Source organism: Catenulispora pinistramenti (assembly GCF_018274385.1).
Lineage (GTDB): Bacteria > Actinomycetota > Actinomycetes > Streptomycetales > Catenulisporaceae > Catenulispora > Catenulispora pinistramenti.
In genome coordinates, this window is the sequence record NZ_JAAFYZ010000113.1 from 13,355 (window position 1) to 31,761 (window position 18,407).

17 protein-coding genes are annotated in these 18,407 nt (G+C 69.8%); 4 read left to right on the top strand and 13 right to left on the bottom strand.

What is annotated here, in order from left to right:
• Positions 1–9 precede the first annotated feature (9 nt).
• The gene (locus KGQ19_RS28085; RefSeq protein WP_307856532.1) at positions 10–375 is read left to right on the top strand and encodes a VOC family protein; all 366 of its coding nucleotides are present in this window, start codon (positions 10–12) and stop codon (positions 373–375) included.
• 71 nt (positions 376–446) lie between these two features.
• Here the strand turns inward: KGQ19_RS28085 and KGQ19_RS28090 are convergent, their stop codons facing one another.
• From KGQ19_RS28090 to KGQ19_RS28145, 12 genes are all read right to left on the bottom strand, one after another.
• Positions 447–1,205 (bottom strand): cyclopropane-fatty-acyl-phospholipid synthase family protein, encoded by a 759-nt coding sequence (locus KGQ19_RS28090; RefSeq protein WP_212014172.1) that lies wholly within the window; start codon positions 1,203–1,205, stop codon positions 447–449.
• A gap of 119 nt (positions 1,206–1,324) precedes the next feature.
• On the bottom strand, positions 1,325–2,221 hold the full coding sequence (locus KGQ19_RS28095; RefSeq protein ID WP_212014175.1) for a dioxygenase family protein: 897 nt from the start codon (positions 2,219–2,221) through the stop codon (positions 1,325–1,327).
• Positions 2,218–2,859, bottom strand: a complete 642-nt coding sequence (locus KGQ19_RS28100) for a 3-oxoacid CoA-transferase subunit B (protein WP_212014209.1) — start codon at positions 2,857–2,859, stop codon at positions 2,218–2,220. Before KGQ19_RS28100 ends, KGQ19_RS28095 begins: the two co-directional genes overlap by 4 nt.
• 11 nt (positions 2,860–2,870) lie before the next feature.
• A complete protein-coding gene (locus tag KGQ19_RS28105) occupies positions 2,871–3,572 on the bottom strand; it encodes a 3-oxoacid CoA-transferase subunit A (RefSeq protein WP_212014177.1) in 702 nt (233 codons plus the stop codon).
• 104 nt (positions 3,573–3,676) lie between these two features.
• Positions 3,677–6,493, bottom strand: a complete 2,817-nt coding sequence (locus KGQ19_RS28110) for a carbohydrate-binding protein (RefSeq protein ID WP_212014179.1) — start codon at positions 6,491–6,493, stop codon at positions 3,677–3,679.
• 186 nt (positions 6,494–6,679) lie between these two features.
• Entirely contained in the window at positions 6,680–9,448 is a 2,769-nt protein-coding gene (locus KGQ19_RS28115; RefSeq protein WP_212014181.1) for a bifunctional YncE/alkaline phosphatase family protein, read from the bottom strand.
• Between the two features lie 12 nt (positions 9,449–9,460).
• On the bottom strand, positions 9,461–10,825 hold the full coding sequence (locus KGQ19_RS28120; protein WP_212014183.1) for an ABC transporter permease: 1,365 nt from the start codon (positions 10,823–10,825) through the stop codon (positions 9,461–9,463).
• Positions 10,822–11,814, bottom strand: coding sequence for an ABC transporter ATP-binding protein (locus KGQ19_RS28125; protein WP_212014185.1), 993 nt, complete (start codon positions 11,812–11,814; stop codon positions 10,822–10,824). Before KGQ19_RS28125 ends, KGQ19_RS28120 begins: the two co-directional genes overlap by 4 nt.
• Positions 11,815–11,971: 157 nt before the next feature.
• Positions 11,972–13,222, bottom strand: a complete 1,251-nt coding sequence (locus KGQ19_RS28130) for an NAD(P)/FAD-dependent oxidoreductase (protein WP_212014187.1) — start codon at positions 13,220–13,222, stop codon at positions 11,972–11,974.
• 26 nt (positions 13,223–13,248) lie between these two features.
• Positions 13,249–13,599, bottom strand: a complete 351-nt coding sequence (locus KGQ19_RS28135) for a non-heme iron oxygenase ferredoxin subunit (RefSeq protein WP_212014189.1) — start codon at positions 13,597–13,599, stop codon at positions 13,249–13,251.
• Positions 13,596–14,144, bottom strand: a complete 549-nt coding sequence (locus KGQ19_RS28140) for a hypothetical protein (RefSeq protein WP_212014191.1) — start codon at positions 14,142–14,144, stop codon at positions 13,596–13,598. Before KGQ19_RS28140 ends, KGQ19_RS28135 begins: the two co-directional genes overlap by 4 nt.
• A complete protein-coding gene (locus KGQ19_RS28145) occupies positions 14,141–15,280 on the bottom strand; it encodes a molybdopterin-dependent oxidoreductase (protein WP_230419559.1) in 1,140 nt (379 codons plus the stop codon). The genes KGQ19_RS28140 and KGQ19_RS28145 overlap by 4 nt, the downstream gene beginning before the upstream one ends.
• 212 nt (positions 15,281–15,492) lie before the next feature.
• Here KGQ19_RS28145 and KGQ19_RS28150 point away from each other — a divergent pair, with 212 nt between their 5' ends.
• On the top strand, positions 15,493–15,981 hold the full coding sequence (locus KGQ19_RS28150; protein ID WP_212014201.1) for a hypothetical protein: 489 nt from the start codon (positions 15,493–15,495) through the stop codon (positions 15,979–15,981).
• A gap of 41 nt (positions 15,982–16,022) precedes the next feature.
• Here KGQ19_RS28150 and infA read toward each other — a convergent pair whose 3' ends face one another.
• Positions 16,023–16,244 (bottom strand): translation initiation factor IF-1, encoded by a 222-nt coding sequence (infA, locus tag KGQ19_RS28155; RefSeq protein WP_212014203.1) that lies wholly within the window; start codon positions 16,242–16,244, stop codon positions 16,023–16,025.
• 297 nt (positions 16,245–16,541) lie between these two features.
• Between infA and KGQ19_RS28160 the strand changes: the two genes are divergently transcribed.
• A complete protein-coding gene (locus tag KGQ19_RS28160) occupies positions 16,542–16,940 on the top strand; it encodes a carboxymuconolactone decarboxylase family protein (RefSeq protein ID WP_212014205.1) in 399 nt (132 codons plus the stop codon).
• A gap of 55 nt (positions 16,941–16,995) precedes the next feature.
• Positions 16,996–18,123 carry an NADAR family protein gene (locus KGQ19_RS52105; protein ID WP_212014207.1) on the top strand — a complete coding sequence of 376 codons (1,128 nt, stop codon included), beginning with the start codon at positions 16,996–16,998 and terminating at the stop codon, positions 18,121–18,123.
• The last annotated feature ends 284 nt before the right edge of the window (positions 18,124–18,407 follow it).

Here is an 18,407-nt window from a genome sequence, read left to right on the forward strand (position 1 = left end):
GCGCGCCACGTGCCCAGCCGCATCTACCACATCAGCGTCGACGCCGCCGATCCCGCCGCGCTCGGCCGGTTCTGGGCCGCCGCCCTCGACTACCGGGTGCTGGTCGAGGACGAGGAGGAGACGGTGGTCGGCGCCGACCCTGACACATACCCCGGGCTGTGCTTCCTGCCGGTGCCGGAGGAGAAGGCGGGCAAGAACCGGCTGCACATCGACCTGGTCCCCGACGACCGCGACGCCGAGGTGGCGCGCCTCATCGGGCTGGGCGCGCGGCGGATCGACGTGGGTCAGGGGCCTGACGCGACGTGGGTGGTGCTCGCCGACCCGGAGGGCAACGAGTTCTGTGTGCTGCGGCCCAAGAAGTCGTTGACCGACTGACTGGCCCTCACGCCTGGCGGATCCGGACATAGCCGGCCTCCTCCAGAGCCTGGCGCCACGGGCGATCGATTTCAGATCGCAGTCGGGTGGGTTGGAACGCCGAGTGTCAGGTAGGCATAGCCCATCGTGTCGCGTGATCCCCGCAGCCATCTCCTGCGTTGTGCGTCGAGTCTGGCGCGCAGCGCGTCGGCCTCGTCGTGGTCGCCGTTGGCCAGCAGCCATTCCTCCGAGCTTGCTGCGAATCCTGCTTCGAACCAGTCCCATTCGCCGCGGGTGGACATCTCTACGTTCAGCGGGCGGAATCCGGCGGCCACGGCCTGATCTACGAGGTCCGGAAGGTGCAGGCAGGTGTCGGTTGTGGTGCCCGGCCACATTTCAGCCAGTTCCTCGGCCGTCGGGGTGCGGTCCCAGATCTCGCAGGCGAATAGCACACGGCCGCCGGGGTTCACCAGCGGCCTGATGGCCCGCAACGCGTCCGGGATGCTGCCGAAGGCCTGGTACGCCCCGGAGTTGATGACCAGATCCGCCGCCGACAGGTGGTCCTTGGCCTGGCCTTCGAGGAAGGTGACCCGGTCGGCCAGGCCGCGGTCCGCGGCGTTGCCGCGTGCCCGTTCCACATCCGGGCCGAACGCGTCGACGCCGATGCCGCGAGCCCGCGGCGCGGCGTCCAGTACTCGGAGCAGCAGTTCGCCCCAGCCGCAGCCGATGTCGAACACCGTCGCCGGTTCATGGGCGGCCAGTTCGGCGGCGAGCCGATCGGCGCGGCGGTCGGACAGGGGTGACATGAAGGTGAGGCGACTGCCGGAACCGAAGCCTGGAGGGTTGGTCATGGCCGGGACGGTAGCGATCTACGGGGTGCGTCTCCACAGGTTTTCCACCACGCCCCCATCGGGACCAAGCGCCGCGTATCAGCTCAAGAACCGACTCAGGGACCGACTCAGAGACCGGCTCAAGCGCCAGCCCGAAAACCAGCCTCCTCCGGAGCCAATACCAGATCGAACCCCATCCGCGTCCAAGGCCCCGCGCCGTGCGACCCATCCGGCGCGGGCGTGTCCCGATAGTGCCCGACGTCGACCACCAAGCTGTCCTTCACCCCGAACACCGCGTCGTTCGCCAGGTACGGGTCGCCCGCGACGAAGATGTGCGTGATCAGCGTCCGGTAGCCCGGTGCGGTCACCTTGAAGTGCAGGTGGGCCGGGCGCATGGGGCCGCGGCTGGTCGCGGTGAGGAGGTCGCCGACCGGGCCGTCGTGCGGGATCGGGTAGGGGGTCGGCAGCACCGTCCAGAAGCGGTAGTCGCCGTGCTCGCCCGCGCGCAGCCAGCCGCGGCCCGCGGTGTGGCCGTCCGGGTACTGGACGTCGTAGAAGCCGTCCTCGTCGGCGCCCCAGATGTCCAGGCGCGCGCCGGGTACCGGGCCGCCGTCGGGTGAGAGTACCTGGCCCGAGACGTAGCAGGGTGTGCCGGCCGCGCCGTGGCCGAGGTCGCCGCCGAGCGGGACTTCGGGGGCTCCGTCGACGAAGAAGGGCCCGAAGACGGTCGCCTCGGTGGCACCGGGGGTCTTCGGCTCGTTGATCGCGACGGTCAGCATCGACAGGCCGAGGACGTCGGAGAGCAGGATGAACTCCTGTCGGCGGTCGTCGGTGAGGTGGCCGGCGCGGGTCAGGAAGTCGATGCCGGCGTCCCACTCCTGCTGGCTGAGGCGGACGTCGCGGGCGAAGGCGTGCAGGTGCAGCACCAGGCTGTCCATGATCTGGCGCAGCCGCGGGTCGGCGGTCTTGGCGAAACTGGCCAGCACCTCGTCGGTGACGGCCTGCTCCCGGTCGCCGCCCGGCTCCTCAACGCTCATGCCTCATCCCTCCCCGGCTCGGCGCTGGCGAACCCGCTCAGCGGGACCTCCAGACGCTCCGCCAACTCCTCGACTCCCATGCCGAACGTCTCACGGACCACGACGCCCCGTGCGCCGAGTTCGAACACCGCGTGGTCGGTGTAGACCCGGTCGACGCAGGCCAGCCCGGTCAACGGGTACGTGCACCGGGGCACCAGCTTGGGCTCGCCGGTCTTGGTGAACAGCGTCATCATGACGAACACGCGCCGGGCCCCGATCGCCAGGTCCATCGCGCCGCCCACGGCCGGGATGGCGTCCGGCTCCCCGGTGTGCCAGTTCGCCAGGTCCCCGGCCGCGGAGACCTGGAACCCGCCCAGCACGCAGATGTCCAGGTGGCCGCCCCGCATCATGGCGAACGAGTCGGCGTGGTGGAAGTACGACGCCCCGGGCAGTTCGGTCACCGGCACCTTGCCGGCGTTGGTGAGGTCGGGGTCGATCTGCTCGCCGTGTGCGGCCGGGCCCATGTTGAGCATCCCGTTCTCGGTGTGCAGCACCACGCCGGAATCGGCGGCCAGGTGGTCGGCGACCAGCGTCGGCAGGCCGATGCCCAGGTTGACGAACGCCCCGCGCGGGATGTCGGCGGCGACCAGCGCGGCCATCTGGTGCTTGGTCAGCACGCGCGCGCCTCCTGCGACACCCGATCCTCCAGAACCTGATCCACGAATACCCGATCCACATAGATCCCCGGCGTCACCACGGTCTCCGGATCGATGCCACCGATCTCGACGACCTCCCGCACCTGCGCGACCACCAGCGTCGCGGCCGTGGCCATCACCGGCCCGAAGTTGCGCGCGGTCTTGCGGTAGACCAGGTTGCCCATCCGGTCGGCCCGGTGGGCGCCGATCAGCGCGACGTCGCCGCGGATCGGGTATTCGAGCACGTGCGCCCGGCCGTCGATGACCCGTGTCTCCTTGCCCTCGGCCAGCGGCGTCCCGACCCCGGTGGGGCAGTAGAACGCCCCGATCCCGGCACCGGCGGCCCGCATCCGCTCGGCCAGCGTCCCCTGCGGCACCACCTCCAGCTCGATCTCACCGGCCCGGTAGAGCGCGTCGAAGACGTAGGAGTCGGACTGCCGGGGGAAGGAGCAGATCACCTTGCGGACCCGGCGCTCGGCGAGCAGCGCCGCCAGGCCGGTGTCGCCGTTGCCCGCGTTGTTGGACACGATCGTCAGGTCCTCGGCGCCCTGCCGGATCAGCGCGTCGATCAGCGCGACCGGCATCCCGGCCATCCCGAAGCCGCCGACCAGGACCGTGGCGCCGTCCTGGATCCCGGCCACGGCCTCGGCGGCGTCGGCGCACAGCCGCGTGGTCATGGGTGAGCCTCGTTCACGCCTTCACCGTACACAGGGAAACGGCGAGGGGCCGGTCCGTGACTGCGGATCAACCGGCCCCTCGCCCCACTGCAGAACGCTGCCCCTCAGCTGGCGTATACCTGCAGTTCGGAAAGCTGGCCCGCGGGCCAGCCGGTATTGGCTGTGAACGTGAGCTTCAGGTAGCGCACGCCGGCGGCGGCGAAGGTGGCGCTCGCCGTGTTCCCGCTCGCCGGGTCGAAGGCGTAGCCCTGCGCCGGGACGAGCGTGGTGTAGTTCGTCCCGTCGGTGCTGCCCTGGATCAGGATGGTCTGGGTCCGGGCACTCCACGAGCTCGGCGGCGGCAGGTCCATGACCACCCGCCCCACGCTCTGCGCCGAGCCCAGGTCGACCTGGAACCACTGCGGGAACGCGTTGTTCGTGCTCTCCCAGTACGTCGAGGTGTTCCCGTCGACCGCGTTGCCCGGCACGTAGCCCTGGTTGGAGCCGCTAGCCGTGGCCGGCCGGTTCAGTGCCAGGTTCGGGTCCGGGTTCCCGCCGGAGGACGCCGCCAGCGTCAGGTAGTTGACATTCCAACCGCCGGTGTCCTGGTTCAGCGTCAGCACCTGCTGCCCGGCGGGCAACGTGACGGTGGCCGTCACCGTCTCCCAGGTCTGCCAGCCGCCGCTGGCCGGGAGGTTCACCGCGCCGGACAGGTTCGCCCCGGAGGCGTTCGACAGGTGCAGCGCGCCGGTGACGGCCGACGGTGCCGACACCCGGAAGCTGACCGTGTAGCTGCCGGCGCTCGCCACGTTCACCGTGTACCGGAACCACTGCCCGGCCGAGGTCCAGCCGAGGTCATCGCCGCCGCCGGTGTCCGAGGTGGCTTCCAGGTCCACGCCGTCGGAACGGTAGGAGTTCGCGTTGCCGTTGGTCGAGGTCACGTGGTACCCGACGCCCTCACCGCCGGTGTCGTAGTTCTCGGCCTGGATCGTGCCGGGCACCGCGGCCGGGGTGCCGCCGTACGGGCCCTCCGGCGTCCCGCCGCCGCCCTGCCAGCTGTTGCCGCTGACCGAGGCGGTGAACCCGCTGGAGTTGTTGATATACGGCTGGAACCCGCTGCCGAGCCCGGTCACCGTGTTACCGGTGATGGACGCCGAACCGGTCGGGGCCGGGTAGAAGGGCGGCTGGATCACGACGCCGTTGCGCCACGGCGAGGTGATGGTGTTGTCGGCGAAGGTGCTGTTCGTGGACTGCGAGAAGCCGGCGCCGTCATAGAGCGAGTTGCTGATCGTATTGCCGGTGGCGTCCACGCTGTCCACCACGCCGGTGTTCTGGCCGTCGCCGCCGTTGCCGATGTGGAAGGCGGGCTGGCCCTGGTTGTAGGCGTTGCCGCCGGAGCGCACGACCACGTTGCCGGACACCGTCGCGCCGTGCAGGTCACTGCCGTTGACGCCGAATCGGCCGGCGCCGAGGCCGATGTAGCGGGCGGTGTCGCTGATGTAGTTGTCCTCGACGTGGTGTCCGCTGCCGCCGTAGATGCCGATGCCCTTGCCGCCCCACGGTGCGATCAGGCTGTTGTCAGTCAGCGTCACATTCGACATGGCGGTGTAGGTCGTGGAGCCGTTGTAGGCGACGGAGTTGATCGCCATCGCGTCGTCGCCCGTACCGCGCACGAAGTCGTTGGTGGCGGTCAGGTCGTTCCCGACGGTGCCGGTCAGCGAGACGTTGTTCAGGTTGATCCCGTCGGCCCACTCGGCGGTGACCCGGCTGTTCTTCACCGTGCCGCCGGTGCCGGAGGCCCAGAACCCTGATTCGGTGTGCTGGTTCCACATCCCGTCGGCGACCCAGTCGGTGCCGGTGGTGTCCATCGCGCCGCCGTCACCGCCGACCGTGCCGCGGCTGGTGGCGTCGGAGTCGACGTGGAAGTCCTCGACGGTGCACGAGGTCACGGAGAACACCGCGGCCAACGGCTGGCTGTTCGGCAGCGGGACGTCCCGGTAGATCGTGCTGTACCACATGCCGGCCCCGGCGATGGTGATGCCGGTGGCCTGCAGGCCGGTGGTCCCCTTCAGGTAGAACGTGCCCTGCGGGATCCACAGCGTCTTGTTCTGCGACTGCGCCTGGTTGATGCAGTTCTGGATCGCGGCGGTGCTGTCCTGCGCGGCCGGATCGGCGCCGCCGTTGGTCGGGGCGTCATCGGCGACCGCGCCGCAGCTGGTGATCGAGATCGAGTTCGCCGGCTGGGCGATCGGGGCCGGCGGGTTCTCCACGTCCGCGACGTCCACGTCGTAGTACGAGGCGTTGTTCGCCGAGTCCTTCACCAGCGAGAAGGTGCTGCCGGCGGCGATCGGGGCGCCGGTGACGAAGGTGTGGGACTCGTCCCAGAAGTCGCGCGGGTCGCCGTCGGCGGGGTTCTTGTCGTCGCTGTTGTTGTAGTTGGTGCCTTCGTAGATGTAGGTCTGCTTGGAGTTGAGGTTCAGCGCCTGGCGGAAGACGCCGTTCACATAGAGGTCGAGGGTGGAGGTGATGCCGCCGCCGCCCGGCGCGTCCGGGATGCTGGCCCGCACGTTCAGGAAGCTGATCGGCGCCCCCGTGGTGTTCGTCCACTGCACCCCGGCCCCGGAGGCGGCCAGGTGCACGTAGGCGTGGCCGGACGCCTCCAGCGCCGCGCTGGAGTACTCGGTCGTCGGCGGTGCGGTCAGGCTCACGGTCGAGGCGCCGCCGAGCAGCGTGCCGGCTTCGGCCTCCAGACTGGTGAAGCCCTGATTCGCTCCGACCGAAGCCGCGGCGGGCTTGACGACGGCAGCGCTGGCGGCGGTGCCGGCATTCGCGACGGCGTCGTGCGACCGGGGCGCCGCGAAAGCGGTCACCGGCGCCAGCACGAGAGCGAACGGGAGCAGACGCGGCAGAAGGCCTCTTGCGGTGGCGGGACGTTGTCTCATCGGAACTCCTCGACACGGGAATCCATGCGTGGGCCACCGTATAGACGCTACGAGCCCACCGCAAGACTCTGATGAAGTTGCGCAAAAAACTCGTACGCACCCCGCAAGAAGGAACGATGAAGGCGCCCGGCCGGAAGAACCGGCCGGGCGCCTCGTACTGCGCGGAGCTACCTGTTCACAGGCGGATCAGTCGTTGTCCGCACCCGGCAGGAAGGCACCGGGGACGTCGTTCGGCGCGAAGATCTTGCTGTCGCCCGGGTACGGCTTGGTCCAGCCGGTGGTCTGGTAGTACGTGTACCGGTTCATCTGCTCCGGATTCGCGAAGTCGGGCTCGGCGTTCGGACCGGTGAACCGCTGCACCGAGGCCCACGACTTCCACTGCGCCGCGACGGCGGCCTGGGAGGCCGGAACCGCCGACGCCGCGGCGCTGGCCTGCGCGACGGACGCGGTGGTCTGACCGCCGGGCACGTTCGAGCCGCAAGCCGGCTGCTGCTTCAACCCCAGGGTCAGCGACGTCTGGTTCGGCACCGCGTTGAACGGCGCGAGGTTCGGCTTGTCGGTGAACGCGGTGGTCATCGGGGTGGCCGCGGAGTCCATCTGGTTCATCGGGTGGATCCCGAGGATCTGCTCGATGGTGCGGACCATGGTGACCTGCGAGTAGTAGTGCGAGTCCACGGTGTCGTGGTTGGCGTAGGGGCTGATCACCTGGACCGGCGCGCGGTGCCCGTCCACGTGGTCCAGCCCGGCCTGCGAGTCGTCCTCGACCACGAAGATGGCCGAGTCCTTCCAGTACGGGCTGTGCGAGATGGTGTCGACGATCTGGCCCACCGCGAGGTCGTTGTCGGCGACCTCGGCGGCCGGGCTCGGCGGGCCGCCGGTGTGGTCGTCGGACAGCCAGAACATGTTCAGGTTGGCCGGGCCGTTCTTCTCGAAGTCCTGCTTCCAGACCTCGGCCTTGTACACGTCCGGCACCGACAGGTCGAACAGCGGGAAGCCGGGCACCGAGACGCTGTTCAGCGACGGGATCGCCGAGCCGGTCTGGATCGGGTACTGGCTCGGGGCGCCGGTGGCGGCCATGGTCTGGGCGTCGCAGTAGTAGTCCTGCCACGTCGCGCCGGCCGGCTTGTTCTCGATCGACTGGAACTCGCCGTAGTCCTTGACGCTCTTGCCGACGGCCTGGGCCCCGGTCCAGATGAAGCCCGACTCCTGGTGGCCCAGGACGTCGTTCTCGGTGTCGTAGCTGCGGGTGTACTCGCCGGCCGAGGACTCGGTGTACTCCGGGTCGTCCGACTGCATCAGCCAGTTGTGCCCCTCGGCGGAGTTCGTCGCGGTGTCGTAGAAGTTGTCGTACAGCCCGAACTGCGCGGCCAGCGCGTGCTGGTTCGGGGTGACGGCCTGGCCGAACTGGGTCAGCGTCGGGTCGCCGTTGCCCTGCGACATGTCGCCGAACAACTGGTCGTAGGTCCGGTTCTCCTTGACGATCAGGAACACGTGCTTGATCGTCGACGGGTCGCCGATCTTCGCCGGGATCGCCACCGGCTTCTTGTTCTGGGCGCTCTTGTTGTCCGCGGCGTACTTCACCGAGCCCGGGGTCCAGCCGTTGTACTGGAAGACCTTGCCGGTGTAGGCGCGGATCTGCTGGTCGCTGGGCAGCGTGAAGCGGGTCAGGCTGCTGGTGGTGTCGTGGGTGTTGTGGCCGGCCGCGACGGTCGGGCGCAGGGCGTCCACGCCGCGGGTGTTGGCCACCACGATCTGGTTGCCGACCGTGGCCACCTCGGCCGGGAAGTAGTCGGTCGGCAGCAGGCCGACGTAGCTGGCCGACTGCTTGGCGGAGGTGAAGCGGTAGACCGCGACCGCGTTGGCCCGGCCCAGACTGACCAGCAGGTGGCCGTCCTTGGTCAGGGAGATCGCGTCCGGCTCGTAGCCCACCGACGCTTCCGGCCACGGCTGGGTCGCGATGGTCTGGACGACCTTGTCCTTCTTAGCGTCGATCACGGACACCGAGTTGGCGGTGGTGTTCGCCACGAACACCGTGTCGCCGGAGGCGTAGACCGCGGTCGGGTGGGTGCCGACGGTGATGCTGCCGACCTTCGCCGCCGGGTTCGCGGTGTCGATGACGCTCACGGTGCCGGTGGTCGAGGCGCCGGTCGCCGGGTCGGCCGGGACCTGGGTGCCGTAGGAGTTCATGGTGGTGTCGCCGGGCTCGGCGGCGCGGCCGCCCTCGTTGCTCACATACAGCTTGCCGCCGACGAGCACCATGCCGCGCGGGGCGGTGCCGGTGGTCCAGGTCTGGGTGATCGCGCCGGTCGCGGCGTTGATCGCGACGACCTTGTTCTGGCCGTTGACCGCCGCGTACACGGTCGAGCCGTCGGCGGAGAACACGGCCTTGGCCGACAGCGCCTGCTGCTGGCCGGCCGCCGGGATGGCGACGTCGACCGGGTTGGCCAGGGTGCCGTCGGCGTTCACCGTGAACTTGGTGTAGCCGTTGGCCCGGCCCATCCACAGCGACTTGCCGTCCGGGGAGTACGTCGGCGAGGTCTGACCGATGTCGTTGCCGCTGATCGCCAGGTTCACCCCGGAACCCTTGCCGACCACCTGCTGCACCTGGTAGCTGCGCAGGTCGATGATGACCAGCGCGCCGGTGCCGTCGGTGACGGTGGCGGCCACGTGCGTGCCGTCCGGGCTGGCCGTGGCGCCCATGATCTTGCCCTGGTTCACCACCAGGCGGGTGCCGATCGGGTTGATGTACTGGTCGGAGGCGATGACCTCGCCCTTGTTGGTCAGCTGGCCGACCTGCTGATGGCCGAGCTGCGAGGTCGAGGCGGCACCGACCCCGGCGGTGGTGACCACCAGGCCGACCGCCAGCACGGCGGCCTTCGACAGCCGACCGCGGTCCAGGCCGACCGAACGCTGGAAGGCGTTCGGCTTGTGCACCTTGCGGCGCGCTACTTGCATCGAGTGAGTCCTTCAGTGAGTGGGAAGCAGATCGACATTGCCGTCGAACTGCCACAGCGGATTCGGCACATCCCCACCTGGGGTGGCAATGAGGAAGTAGCCGTTTACTTCCTGCGGCCCATCGCCGTCGGCGATGTAGCGCCCGTTCGCAGTCACATCGAGTTGGTAGTAGGACGTGCCGGTGAGCGTGACCCCGGGAACGTGCCAGGTCACGGTGCACCGCCAGTCGTTACCCGCGCCCTCCTGGGCCCCGTGCCCCTCGGTCTTCAGACACGACGCGGCGGCCCGCAGCTGCGCCTCGGTGACCGGCGGCCGGTGCATCTGCGCTTCCTGCAGGCGGTACAAGTGGGCGAACGCGGTGGCCACCGACTGCTGGACCTTGTCCTGCTCGATGCCCGAACCCCCGGCCCCGCCGGCCGCGGCGACCACCCCGGTGGTGACGGCGAGCAGCCCGGCCAGCGGCAGCACACCGAGGGACACCACGCGGCGGCCGGCGCCGTCGTTGGTCAGGTTGGTGAAGTCCCGGCGCAGGAACAGCAGGTAGGCCAGGACCGTGGCGACGACGGCCCACACCAGACTGACGACGATCCCGATCAGCAGGGGCTTGAGTTGCCGCGGATCGGTGAACAGCCCGTTCCAGGAGATGAAGGCGTAGCCGGGCAGCGCCAGCCGCAACGCCACCGGCAGCGGCAGCATCTGCGCCAACTGCATGCCCAGCGCCACCAGCATCGGCAGCAGCAGGCCCATCGGCGACCGGCCCAGCGCGATCGAACCGAGCAACCCGATGGCGACCAGCGCCAGCGTCGGCGCCAGCACGCACACCCAGGCCAGCACCACCTTCCCGGCCGCGTCCCCGGGGGCGAGCGTATGGCCGTCCAGGCCGATCAAGGGCTTGTCCCCCTTGGCCAGCAGCCCGCCGACGATACTGGAGACGGCCAGCCCGGTGACCAGCAACAGGATCACGATGAGGCTGGCCAAGGCCTTGGCAGCGAAGATCCGCCGCTGCGACCGGATCGCGATGATCAGGTGGCGCCAGGTCCCGAGCCGGTCTTCGGAGGCGAACACATCCCCGGCGACGACCGACGTGAGCAGCGGCAGCGCCCACGTCCCGGCGAACCCGAGCGCCACCAGCGACCCGGCCCACCCGGTGGCATACATCCAGCGGCCGAACAGGGTGTCCGAGGGCAGCGTGCTCTGCTGGTCGATGGCGAAGACCAGCACCGCCGGGCCCAGCCAGCACAGCAGGATCAGCAACCGCACCCGCCACGCCGAGAACTGCTTGACCAGCTCGAAGCGCAGGACCCGCCCGACCGGGACCGGCCGCGCGACCGGGGGCGCGGCTTCGGATGCGGGGGCTTCGGCGAGGGTGGCGGTCATCGGCCGGCCTCCTGGAGGTTGTGCTTTGGTCGGTGGGAGGGCTCGGATTGGCCTTCGGCTGGCTGCTCGGTCAGCGCCAGGAACGCCGCTTCCAGCGGCGACACCACCGGCGCCAGCTCCCGCACCGCGATGTCCGCGCGTACGACCCGCGCGATCAGCGCGTCCAATGCCGCCACCTGCGCGCGGAACACGAGCAGGTCGTCGCCGCGGGCCACGGCGTCGGAGCCCTCGATGACCTCCACGCCCGGCGTCTCTCGCGCGACCTTTCGCGCCGCCTCCGGGTCCGAGGTGCGCAGCCGGTAGTCCAGTTCGCGGTCCTCGGCGGAGAGCTTGTTCAGCGGCCCGGAGAAGACCACGCGGCCGGTCGCCAGGATCGTGACCTCCGAGCACAGCGCTTCCAGGTCGTCCATCCGGTGGCTGGACAAGATCACCGTCGCGCCGTCGGCCACCAGCCGGTTCAGCACACCGTGTACCTGCTTCTTGCCGGACGGGTCCAGGCCGTTGGCCGGCTCGTCCAGCACCAGCAGCCTCGGCCTGGTCAGCAACGCCGCGGCCAGGCCCAGCCGCTGCCGCATGCCGAGCGAGAAACCCCGTACCTTGTCGTCGGCGACCATGGCCAGCCCGACTTCTTCGAGGACTTCGCCGATGCCAGCGGTGCGCGCGCCGCGAGGACGCAGCCCGGCGAGCGCCGCAAGGTTCTGCTTCGCGGTGAGCGTGGGGTACAGGCCCGGGCCGTCGACGAACCCCGACACGCCGTCCGGCGCGGCCAGCGTGCGGCCCACTGGGTCCCCAAGTATTTCCAGAGACCCTGAATCGGCCACCGCCAGGCCCAGCAGCAGCCCGAGCAGGGTGGTCTTGCCGGCCCCGTTCGGCCCGACCAGGCCGTGGATCCGACCCCGGGCGACGTTCAGATCGACCTGGTCGAGGGCGACGATGTCACCGAAGGTCTTCGTGATCCCCAGACCCCGCACCGCGACGGCGTTCTCCATGCGCTCCTCTTTCAGCCAACGCTCATGTGGCGGTTCAGGAGCCTAGGCCCGGCACGTGGCCTCCGGGCGTCGCAACGGTTGAATGATTGGAGAACAGGAGAGGACCGGCGGACCAAGCCGGCATGTGTTCGAATACTGAGTTACGAACTCACCGCCGCTACGCGCGGGCGACCAGCAACCTGTGCAGATCCACCCCCTCATCCGCCAACCTCGCCGTATCGAGCGGAATCCGGCGGTCGATCAGGCGCTGCGCGGCCCGGATGTCGAGCGGCCGGTCCAGCGAGACGGCACCGACGCAGAGCCGGTCGCGGACGTAGAACACCGACCCGGCGCCGCCCTCGATGTCGCCGCGCGCCACGGCCTCGGCGTCCGGATCGTAGAGCCCTGCCATCTCCAGGTGCGTGCCGTAGCGGTCGGTCCAGAACCACGGCGCGCGGCGCGGTTCCGGGGGCTGACCGAGGATGGCGCGCGCCGCACTCTCGGCGGTGCGGCGGGCGTTGTCCCAGTGTTCTGAGCGGTGCGGAGTGCCCGAGACGCGCGCGATATCGCCGATGGCGTAGACGTTGGGTGCGCTGGTGGTCCGCATCTCGCTGTCGACCAGGACCCCGTTGTCGACGTCGAGCCCGGCGTCCTCGGCCAGCTCGACGTTCGGCACGATGCCGATGCCCGCGACGACCACGTCCACATCCACATCCCGGTCCCCGTCCACAACCGCATCCGCATCCGTATCCGTATCCGCGGACACGCTCGCACCGGTGGACAGCGCCACCCGGCCCGGCTCGATGGCGCGGACCCCGCCGGACACGACCGTGACCCCGTGCGCCGCATGCTGAGCGTGCAGCGCACGAGCGGCATGCGGCCCGATCGCATGTTCCATCGGCAGCGGGCTCGGATCCACGAGCGTCACGTGGCAGCCGTGCCGCGTCGCCGTGGCCGCGACTTCCGCGCCGATCAGCCCGGCCCCGGCGATCAGGACCCGGACGCCGGGCGACAGCCGGTCGCGCAGCGCCTCGGCGTCGGCGCGGGTGCGCAGCACCGTGGCGCTCTGCCCGCCCGGTACCGTCAGCCGCCGGGCCCGGCCGCCGGTGGCCAGCACGAGCACGTCGGCGACGAGCGCCGAGCCGTTGGCGAGTTCCACGCGTCCGGTCCCGGCGTCGAACGCCGCGACCGGGACGCCCAACCGCACGTCGATCCCCTGCGCCAGATACCACTCGGCCGGCTGCAACGAGATCTGGGCCGCGTCGCTCTCCCCGGCCAGGAACTGCTTGCTCAGCGGCGGCCGGTCGTAGGGGTGGCAGGGTTCGTCGCCGACCATGGTCAGCCGACCGGTGAAGCCGCCGGCGCGCAGTGCCGCGCACAGGCTGACCGCCGCCAGGCCCGCACCGATGACCGCCACGTGATTGGGCACGGGCCCCGACTCAGAGCTCACGCCGCTCATCCGGCGTCGACCGGCGACTGCCCCGGCGTCAGCCACACCCGGCCGTCAATCACCTCGACCTGATGCGTCCGCGCGTTCCGGGTCGCCGGCAGGCAGGTGACGGCCCCGGTCTTCAGACTGAACCGGCTCTGGTGCAGCGGGCACTCGATCTCGCCGTCCTCCAACCACCCCTCGCCCAGCGAGGCCTTCTCATGCGGGCAGGTGTCGTCCAGGGCGTAGTAGGCATCGCCGTCGCGGAAGACGGTGATGGCATCCGACCATCCGGCGGCCTTCGCCGGGATCGTCTTGGCGTCACCGTCGCCGAGTTCGTCGGCGGCGAAGACGTCGACAGGCTGCTGTTCGCTCATCTCGTGGGCTCCTTCGGGGTTCGGCGTCGCACGATCCGTACGACGATCAGCGTGGCCGCGCCCGCCCAGACGACGGCGAGCACGGTCCACAGGCCGGTGGCGTAGTTACGGGGCAGGGCCGAGGGCAAGGTGGCGTCGCGGCCGTAGCCCAGGACCGAGGGCAGCGCGATCATCACGATCAGCGCGGTCGCCAGGCAGGCGCCCTGCACGATCGGCCGCACGACGACCGGCACGACCTTGCCGATCAGCCACCCGACGGCCAGCGACAGCGGCAGGACCAGCACCAGGACGCCGAGCGTCACCTCGGCCACGAACTTCAGGTACGGCGACGTGCTCAGCTCCGGCGCTCCCCCGCCGAACAGCGCGAACCCGATCATCGCCAGCCCGGCGAGGACGAACCCGCGTCGGGCCCAGGCGGTGCCGCTCATATCAGGCTTGTTCTTCAAGCCCTTCCAGCCCTTCAAGCCCTTCTCGGTCTTCATGCCCTTCGCAGTCTTCACGCCCTTCGTGCCCTTCATGTCGTTCACGTCGTTCACGTCGTTCACGCGGCGCTCCCGACGACCAGGCGGCCCAGCCACTTGGTCTGCAGGACCCCGGGCCGGTCGGGGGCGATCAGGCGGCACGGATAGCCGTGGTCGATGTGCAGCGGTTCGCCGCGCAGCCGCAGGGCGATCAGCGTGTGGGGGTGGTGCGCGTGCGGCGGATCGACGACCGAACTGGCGTACCGGCTGCCCTGTTGCAGCGAGACGACCGTGACCTGGCTACCGCTGTCGCCGCCGACCATCTTCACCAGGTCACGCAGCGGCACCCCGGTCCAGGAGGCGGCCGAGCTCCAGCCTTCGACGCAGGCGATCGGCAGCGTGGCAGTGGTCTGCGTCATCGCGGCCAGATCCGCCATGCTCAGCTGAACGGTCCGCGCCGGCCCGACCACTTCCAGCCGCCAGCCGGGATCCGCGGCCACGGTCCGGACGCCGGCCTCGGTGGCCGAGGCGTTCACCGGCAGCCCCTGCGGCCCGACCCGCGGGTCTCGGTCGGCGAGCACTGAGACCCCGGCCAGCGGACGCAGCGTCTCCCCCACGGTCGCCACCGTCACCACCGCCGACGTCGCGGCGACCGCGCCGAGCAGGCCGCGGCGGGTCAGGCCGGTCGGCGGCTGGCGCAGCGGACGCACCGGGGCCGACAGCGCGCGCCGGGCCACCGGCAGCTTCACGCCGATGTGCACCAGCAGCGCGCCGACCGCGATCCAGGCGGTCCAGTAGTGCAGGTCGGTGAAGAAGAAGCCCATCGCCGAGTACCAGCGGGCGATGTTCAGCACGCCGGAGGCGACCTGCACGATGGCCGCCGCCACCAGGACGACGACGCTGATCCGCTCGATCAGCTGGGCCCAGTCCTTGACCCGCGTCCACTTCTTGACCGTCGGCAGGTTCAGCAGCCGCGGGAAGACCGACCAGAGCTTGGCCGCCAGCAGCGGGATCGAGGCCAGGCCGGTCGCGATGTGCGTGCCCTGGGTGACCCGGTACAGCCACACCGGACTGGCCGGCCACCAGAACCACGAGGCGGGGTGCTGGATCTCGTGGCTGATGAAGCCGGTGAGGAAACAGACCCCGAACATGGCGCCCAGCCAGACCCCGAGCTGGCTGGTCAACCTGGGACTCCGGAGTTTGGAGGGGAACGCCTTCATGAGTGCCAGGCTAGGGAGCGCGGTCGCTCCGGGCGCGCCGAAATCCGGCATATCGGTCTTACGGAAGAGTGACGGCTTGCCGGGCCACCACGGCGGCACCCCGCCGCCCCGACACGCCGATCATCCAGAGGTTGGCAGTCCACGAGCCGTTCAGACGCTAGCCTCTACAGTCCCAAGCCCTTTCGGCGGCTGGCGGTGACGGGAGTTTCGAGATGTCCGGTTCCCAGGTCGTCGGCCTGGTCTTCGCGGTCTCCGTGGTGGTCGGCGCCTGCTTCCTGGCGCTGGTCCTGGTGCGGGTCACCGAGCTGCTGCTGACCGTCAAGGGCACGCTGACCACGCTGACCGCCGCCGCGCTCCCGCTGCTCGAACAGGCGGAGCAGGCCGCGAAGACCGGCAACGAGGGCATGGTGAAGGTCGCCGCCATCACCGACAACATCCAGGCGCTCACCGACGACGTCTCGGCCGTCGCCGCCACCGCCGGCGCGGTCGCCGGCGGCCCGATGGTGAAGACCGCCAAGTACAGTCTCAGCGCCCGCCGGATCATCACCTCGCGCCGCGCCCCCGACCGCGCCAAGCAGGTCAAGGCGGAGCTCGCGGCGGAGCGTCGGGGACGGCGGCGCGGCGCACGGTCCGCAGCCACGGACACGGCTACAACCACAGCCACAACCACGGACAAGCCCCGGTCACACCGGACGTCGTGACCGAGGCTCACCCTCAGCTACCGCGACACGCACCGACCGCGCTAGTTCCGGTAGCGGAACACGATGCGCCCGCGCGTCAGGTCGTACGGCGTCAGCTCCACCAGCACCCGGTCTTCCAGGTTGATCCGGATGTAGTTCTTGCGGACCTTGCCGCTGATGTGCGCGAGGACCCGGTGCCCGTTCTCCAGCTCCACGGTGAACATGGCGCTGCGCAGGCACTCGATGACTTTGCCCTCGACTTCGATGCCGTTCTTGTTCTTCATCGGAGTCTCCTTCCGGGAGTCCTGATTCTCAGGCGCTCCCGGCGACGCCGAACGTCAGCCGCCGGACCGTGGACGACGGGGGGAGCACCCGTGGGTGACTGTGTTCACGGGTCTCACCTCCTTACGACGACTTCACGGCCGGTGGTGACGCTAACAGCGGTACGCCACCCTGCTCAAACCCTTTTCCCGTCAGGCGCAATCCCAGAAGGCGGCGTCGCCCCGGCCCCATAGGGCCCGGCCCCGTTGTTCCTGACCTGCAGCACAGCCCGCGAGCCTGATACTCGAAAGGAAACGGCTATGCCCGACCACGACTACTCCACCGCCCTGGAAACCGCCGCGCAGCTACTAGGCCGGCGCCTGGAGCCGTTCCTGGAACCCGGCCCCGCCGAACCCGCCAACAGCGCGGACTTCACCCGCCTGGCGACCCTGCACACCTTCGGCGACGCCTGGACCCGCACCGACGTGCTCGACGTCCGCACCCGGGCCCTGGTCTCGGTGACGATCGCCGCCGTCCTGGGCACTTTGGAACCACTGCGCGGCCAGCTGCGCATCGCTCTGAACAACGGGGTCAGCCCCGAGGAGCTCGTCGAGACGTTCATCCACATCGAGGCCTACGCCGGCGCCGCCCGCGCGTTCGAGGGCCACCAGATCGCGGTGCAGGTATTCGAGGAGGCGCGCCAACAGAACGAGCGATGACACCCACCACTAACCCAGTCGCCCCACACCGACCCCGCTCAGTAGCCTGACGCCCGTGGCGATACACAATGCAACCTGGCGCGACGTGGACGGCGAGCGCATCGTGGGCACCTGGCGCCCCGCGTTCATCCGCAACGGCGGCAGCTACTTCCTCACCGACCTGCTGATCTACGCCGACGGCATGGTCGACTGCTGGGGTCTGGAGACGCTGGAGGGCTTCGCCGACAAGCTGGCGTCCAAATGGGTCGTGACCGACGTGCCGGAGGGCACCCGCGTATCGGCCCACCACCTGGGCTCCTGGAAGGCGGCCGAGCCGCACTTCTACCTGACCCCCGAAATGCTGCTCGGCGAGGTCCGCGACACAGTCGACGACCTCAACCACCGCCCGAACTCCACCGCCCGCTGCCTCGCCGCCCTCGACATCTTCCTCGCGGAACCCACCGAACCGAACAGAGCCGCCGCCCGCGAAGCCTACGAGGCCATCCCCGAGCACCTACGCCACTACGCCCTCGGCGACATGGACAACAAGGACCATCCGCTGAAGGCACTCGTATACGGGCCGGGCAGCCAGATCGAACTGTGGAACGGGGAGGCACTGGACGTCACCGAGGAGACCCTCGCCTGGGCCCTGGAGTACTTCGCAAAACGCGAACAAGCACGCCAGGACTACGCGGACAAGAAGCCCGCAGACGGCCCCACCGAACCGGTCGAGACCAGCATCGTCATCGAGGAGCGAGTCTTCCCCCGGGGCTGGCCCGAGGACCCCGGCAAAATGGCCCTCCGCAACGAGTGCCCGGCACCGATCCTCATCGGCGACCGCACCTACCCCACGGTCACCCACGCCTACTGGGCCCTGGCAGTCACCGACGAGCAACGCCGCGCCGAAATCCGCGCCGCCGACCGAACCTACGACGCCCGCAAGATCGCCGAGGACTCTGCCCGCCACGAGAACTGGCCCCAGGCACGCGTCGCCATCATGACCCGCCTCCTGCGCGCGAAGTTCCAGCAGCACCCCGACTACGCCGAGATACTGCTGGCCACTGGCGCCACCCGCCTGATCTACCACGAAGGCGGCTCGAGCTTCTGGGGCCAGCACGGCCGTGATGGGCGGAACTGGATGGGCAGGTTGCTGGAGCTGGTTCGGTCCGAGCTGGCTGCGGGCAGGTTGGACATGCCTATCTAGCTAGAGGATGTTCGGGTTCGGGTTCGGGCTTGAGCTCGGGTTCGGGCTTGAGCTCGGGTTCGGGAGCGCGAGTCGCTGTTGGGCTGTGGGTTTCAAAGCTTTTTACGGCCTTCGGTCATAGTTGAGCCGGTTCGGGGTTCGGGTCGGCGAGCTTGTATGTCGGCTGCCGGTTTTCGCGTTCACAACCCCGCCTCACCTCAGGCCTCTTCAACTCCAGTAAGCCAGTGCAAGGTCAAGGGCTGTGGTGAAGGGCCGGGCCTCCGGCGGGCCTCGGCAACCTCAGG

Bases quoted from the DNA above. Each gene is read 5' to 3' on its own strand.
- KGQ19_RS28090 (WP_212014172.1), bottom strand. From the start codon at position 1,205: ATGACCAACCCTCCAGGCTTCGGTTCCGGCAGTCGCCTCACCTTCATG.
- KGQ19_RS28095 (WP_212014175.1), bottom strand. From the start codon at position 2,221: ATGAGCGTTGAGGAGCCGGGCGGCGACCGGGAGCAGGCCGTCACCGAC.
- KGQ19_RS28100 (WP_212014209.1), bottom strand. From the start codon at position 2,859: ATGGCCGCGCTGGTCGCCGCCGACATCCCGCGCGGGGCGTTCGTCAAC.
- KGQ19_RS28105 (WP_212014177.1), bottom strand. From the start codon at position 3,572: ATGACCACGCGGCTGTGCGCCGACGCCGCCGAGGCCGTGGCCGGGATC.
- KGQ19_RS28110 (WP_212014179.1), bottom strand. From the start codon at position 6,493: ATGAGACAACGTCCCGCCACCGCAAGAGGCCTTCTGCCGCGTCTGCTC.
- KGQ19_RS28115 (WP_212014181.1), bottom strand. From the start codon at position 9,448: ATGCAAGTAGCGCGCCGCAAGGTGCACAAGCCGAACGCCTTCCAGCGT.
- KGQ19_RS28120 (WP_212014183.1), bottom strand. From the start codon at position 10,825: ATGACCGCCACCCTCGCCGAAGCCCCCGCATCCGAAGCCGCGCCCCCG.
- KGQ19_RS28125 (WP_212014185.1), bottom strand. From the start codon at position 11,814: ATGGAGAACGCCGTCGCGGTGCGGGGTCTGGGGATCACGAAGACCTTC.
- KGQ19_RS28135 (WP_212014189.1), bottom strand. From the start codon at position 13,599: ATGAGCGAACAGCAGCCTGTCGACGTCTTCGCCGCCGACGAACTCGGC.
- KGQ19_RS28145 (WP_230419559.1), bottom strand. From the start codon at position 15,280: ATGAAGGCGTTCCCCTCCAAACTCCGGAGTCCCAGGTTGACCAGCCAG.
- KGQ19_RS28150 (WP_212014201.1), top strand. From the start codon at position 15,493: ATGTCCGGTTCCCAGGTCGTCGGCCTGGTCTTCGCGGTCTCCGTGGTG.
- infA (WP_212014203.1), bottom strand. From the start codon at position 16,244: ATGAAGAACAAGAACGGCATCGAAGTCGAGGGCAAAGTCATCGAGTGC.
- KGQ19_RS28160 (WP_212014205.1), top strand. From the start codon at position 16,542: ATGCCCGACCACGACTACTCCACCGCCCTGGAAACCGCCGCGCAGCTA.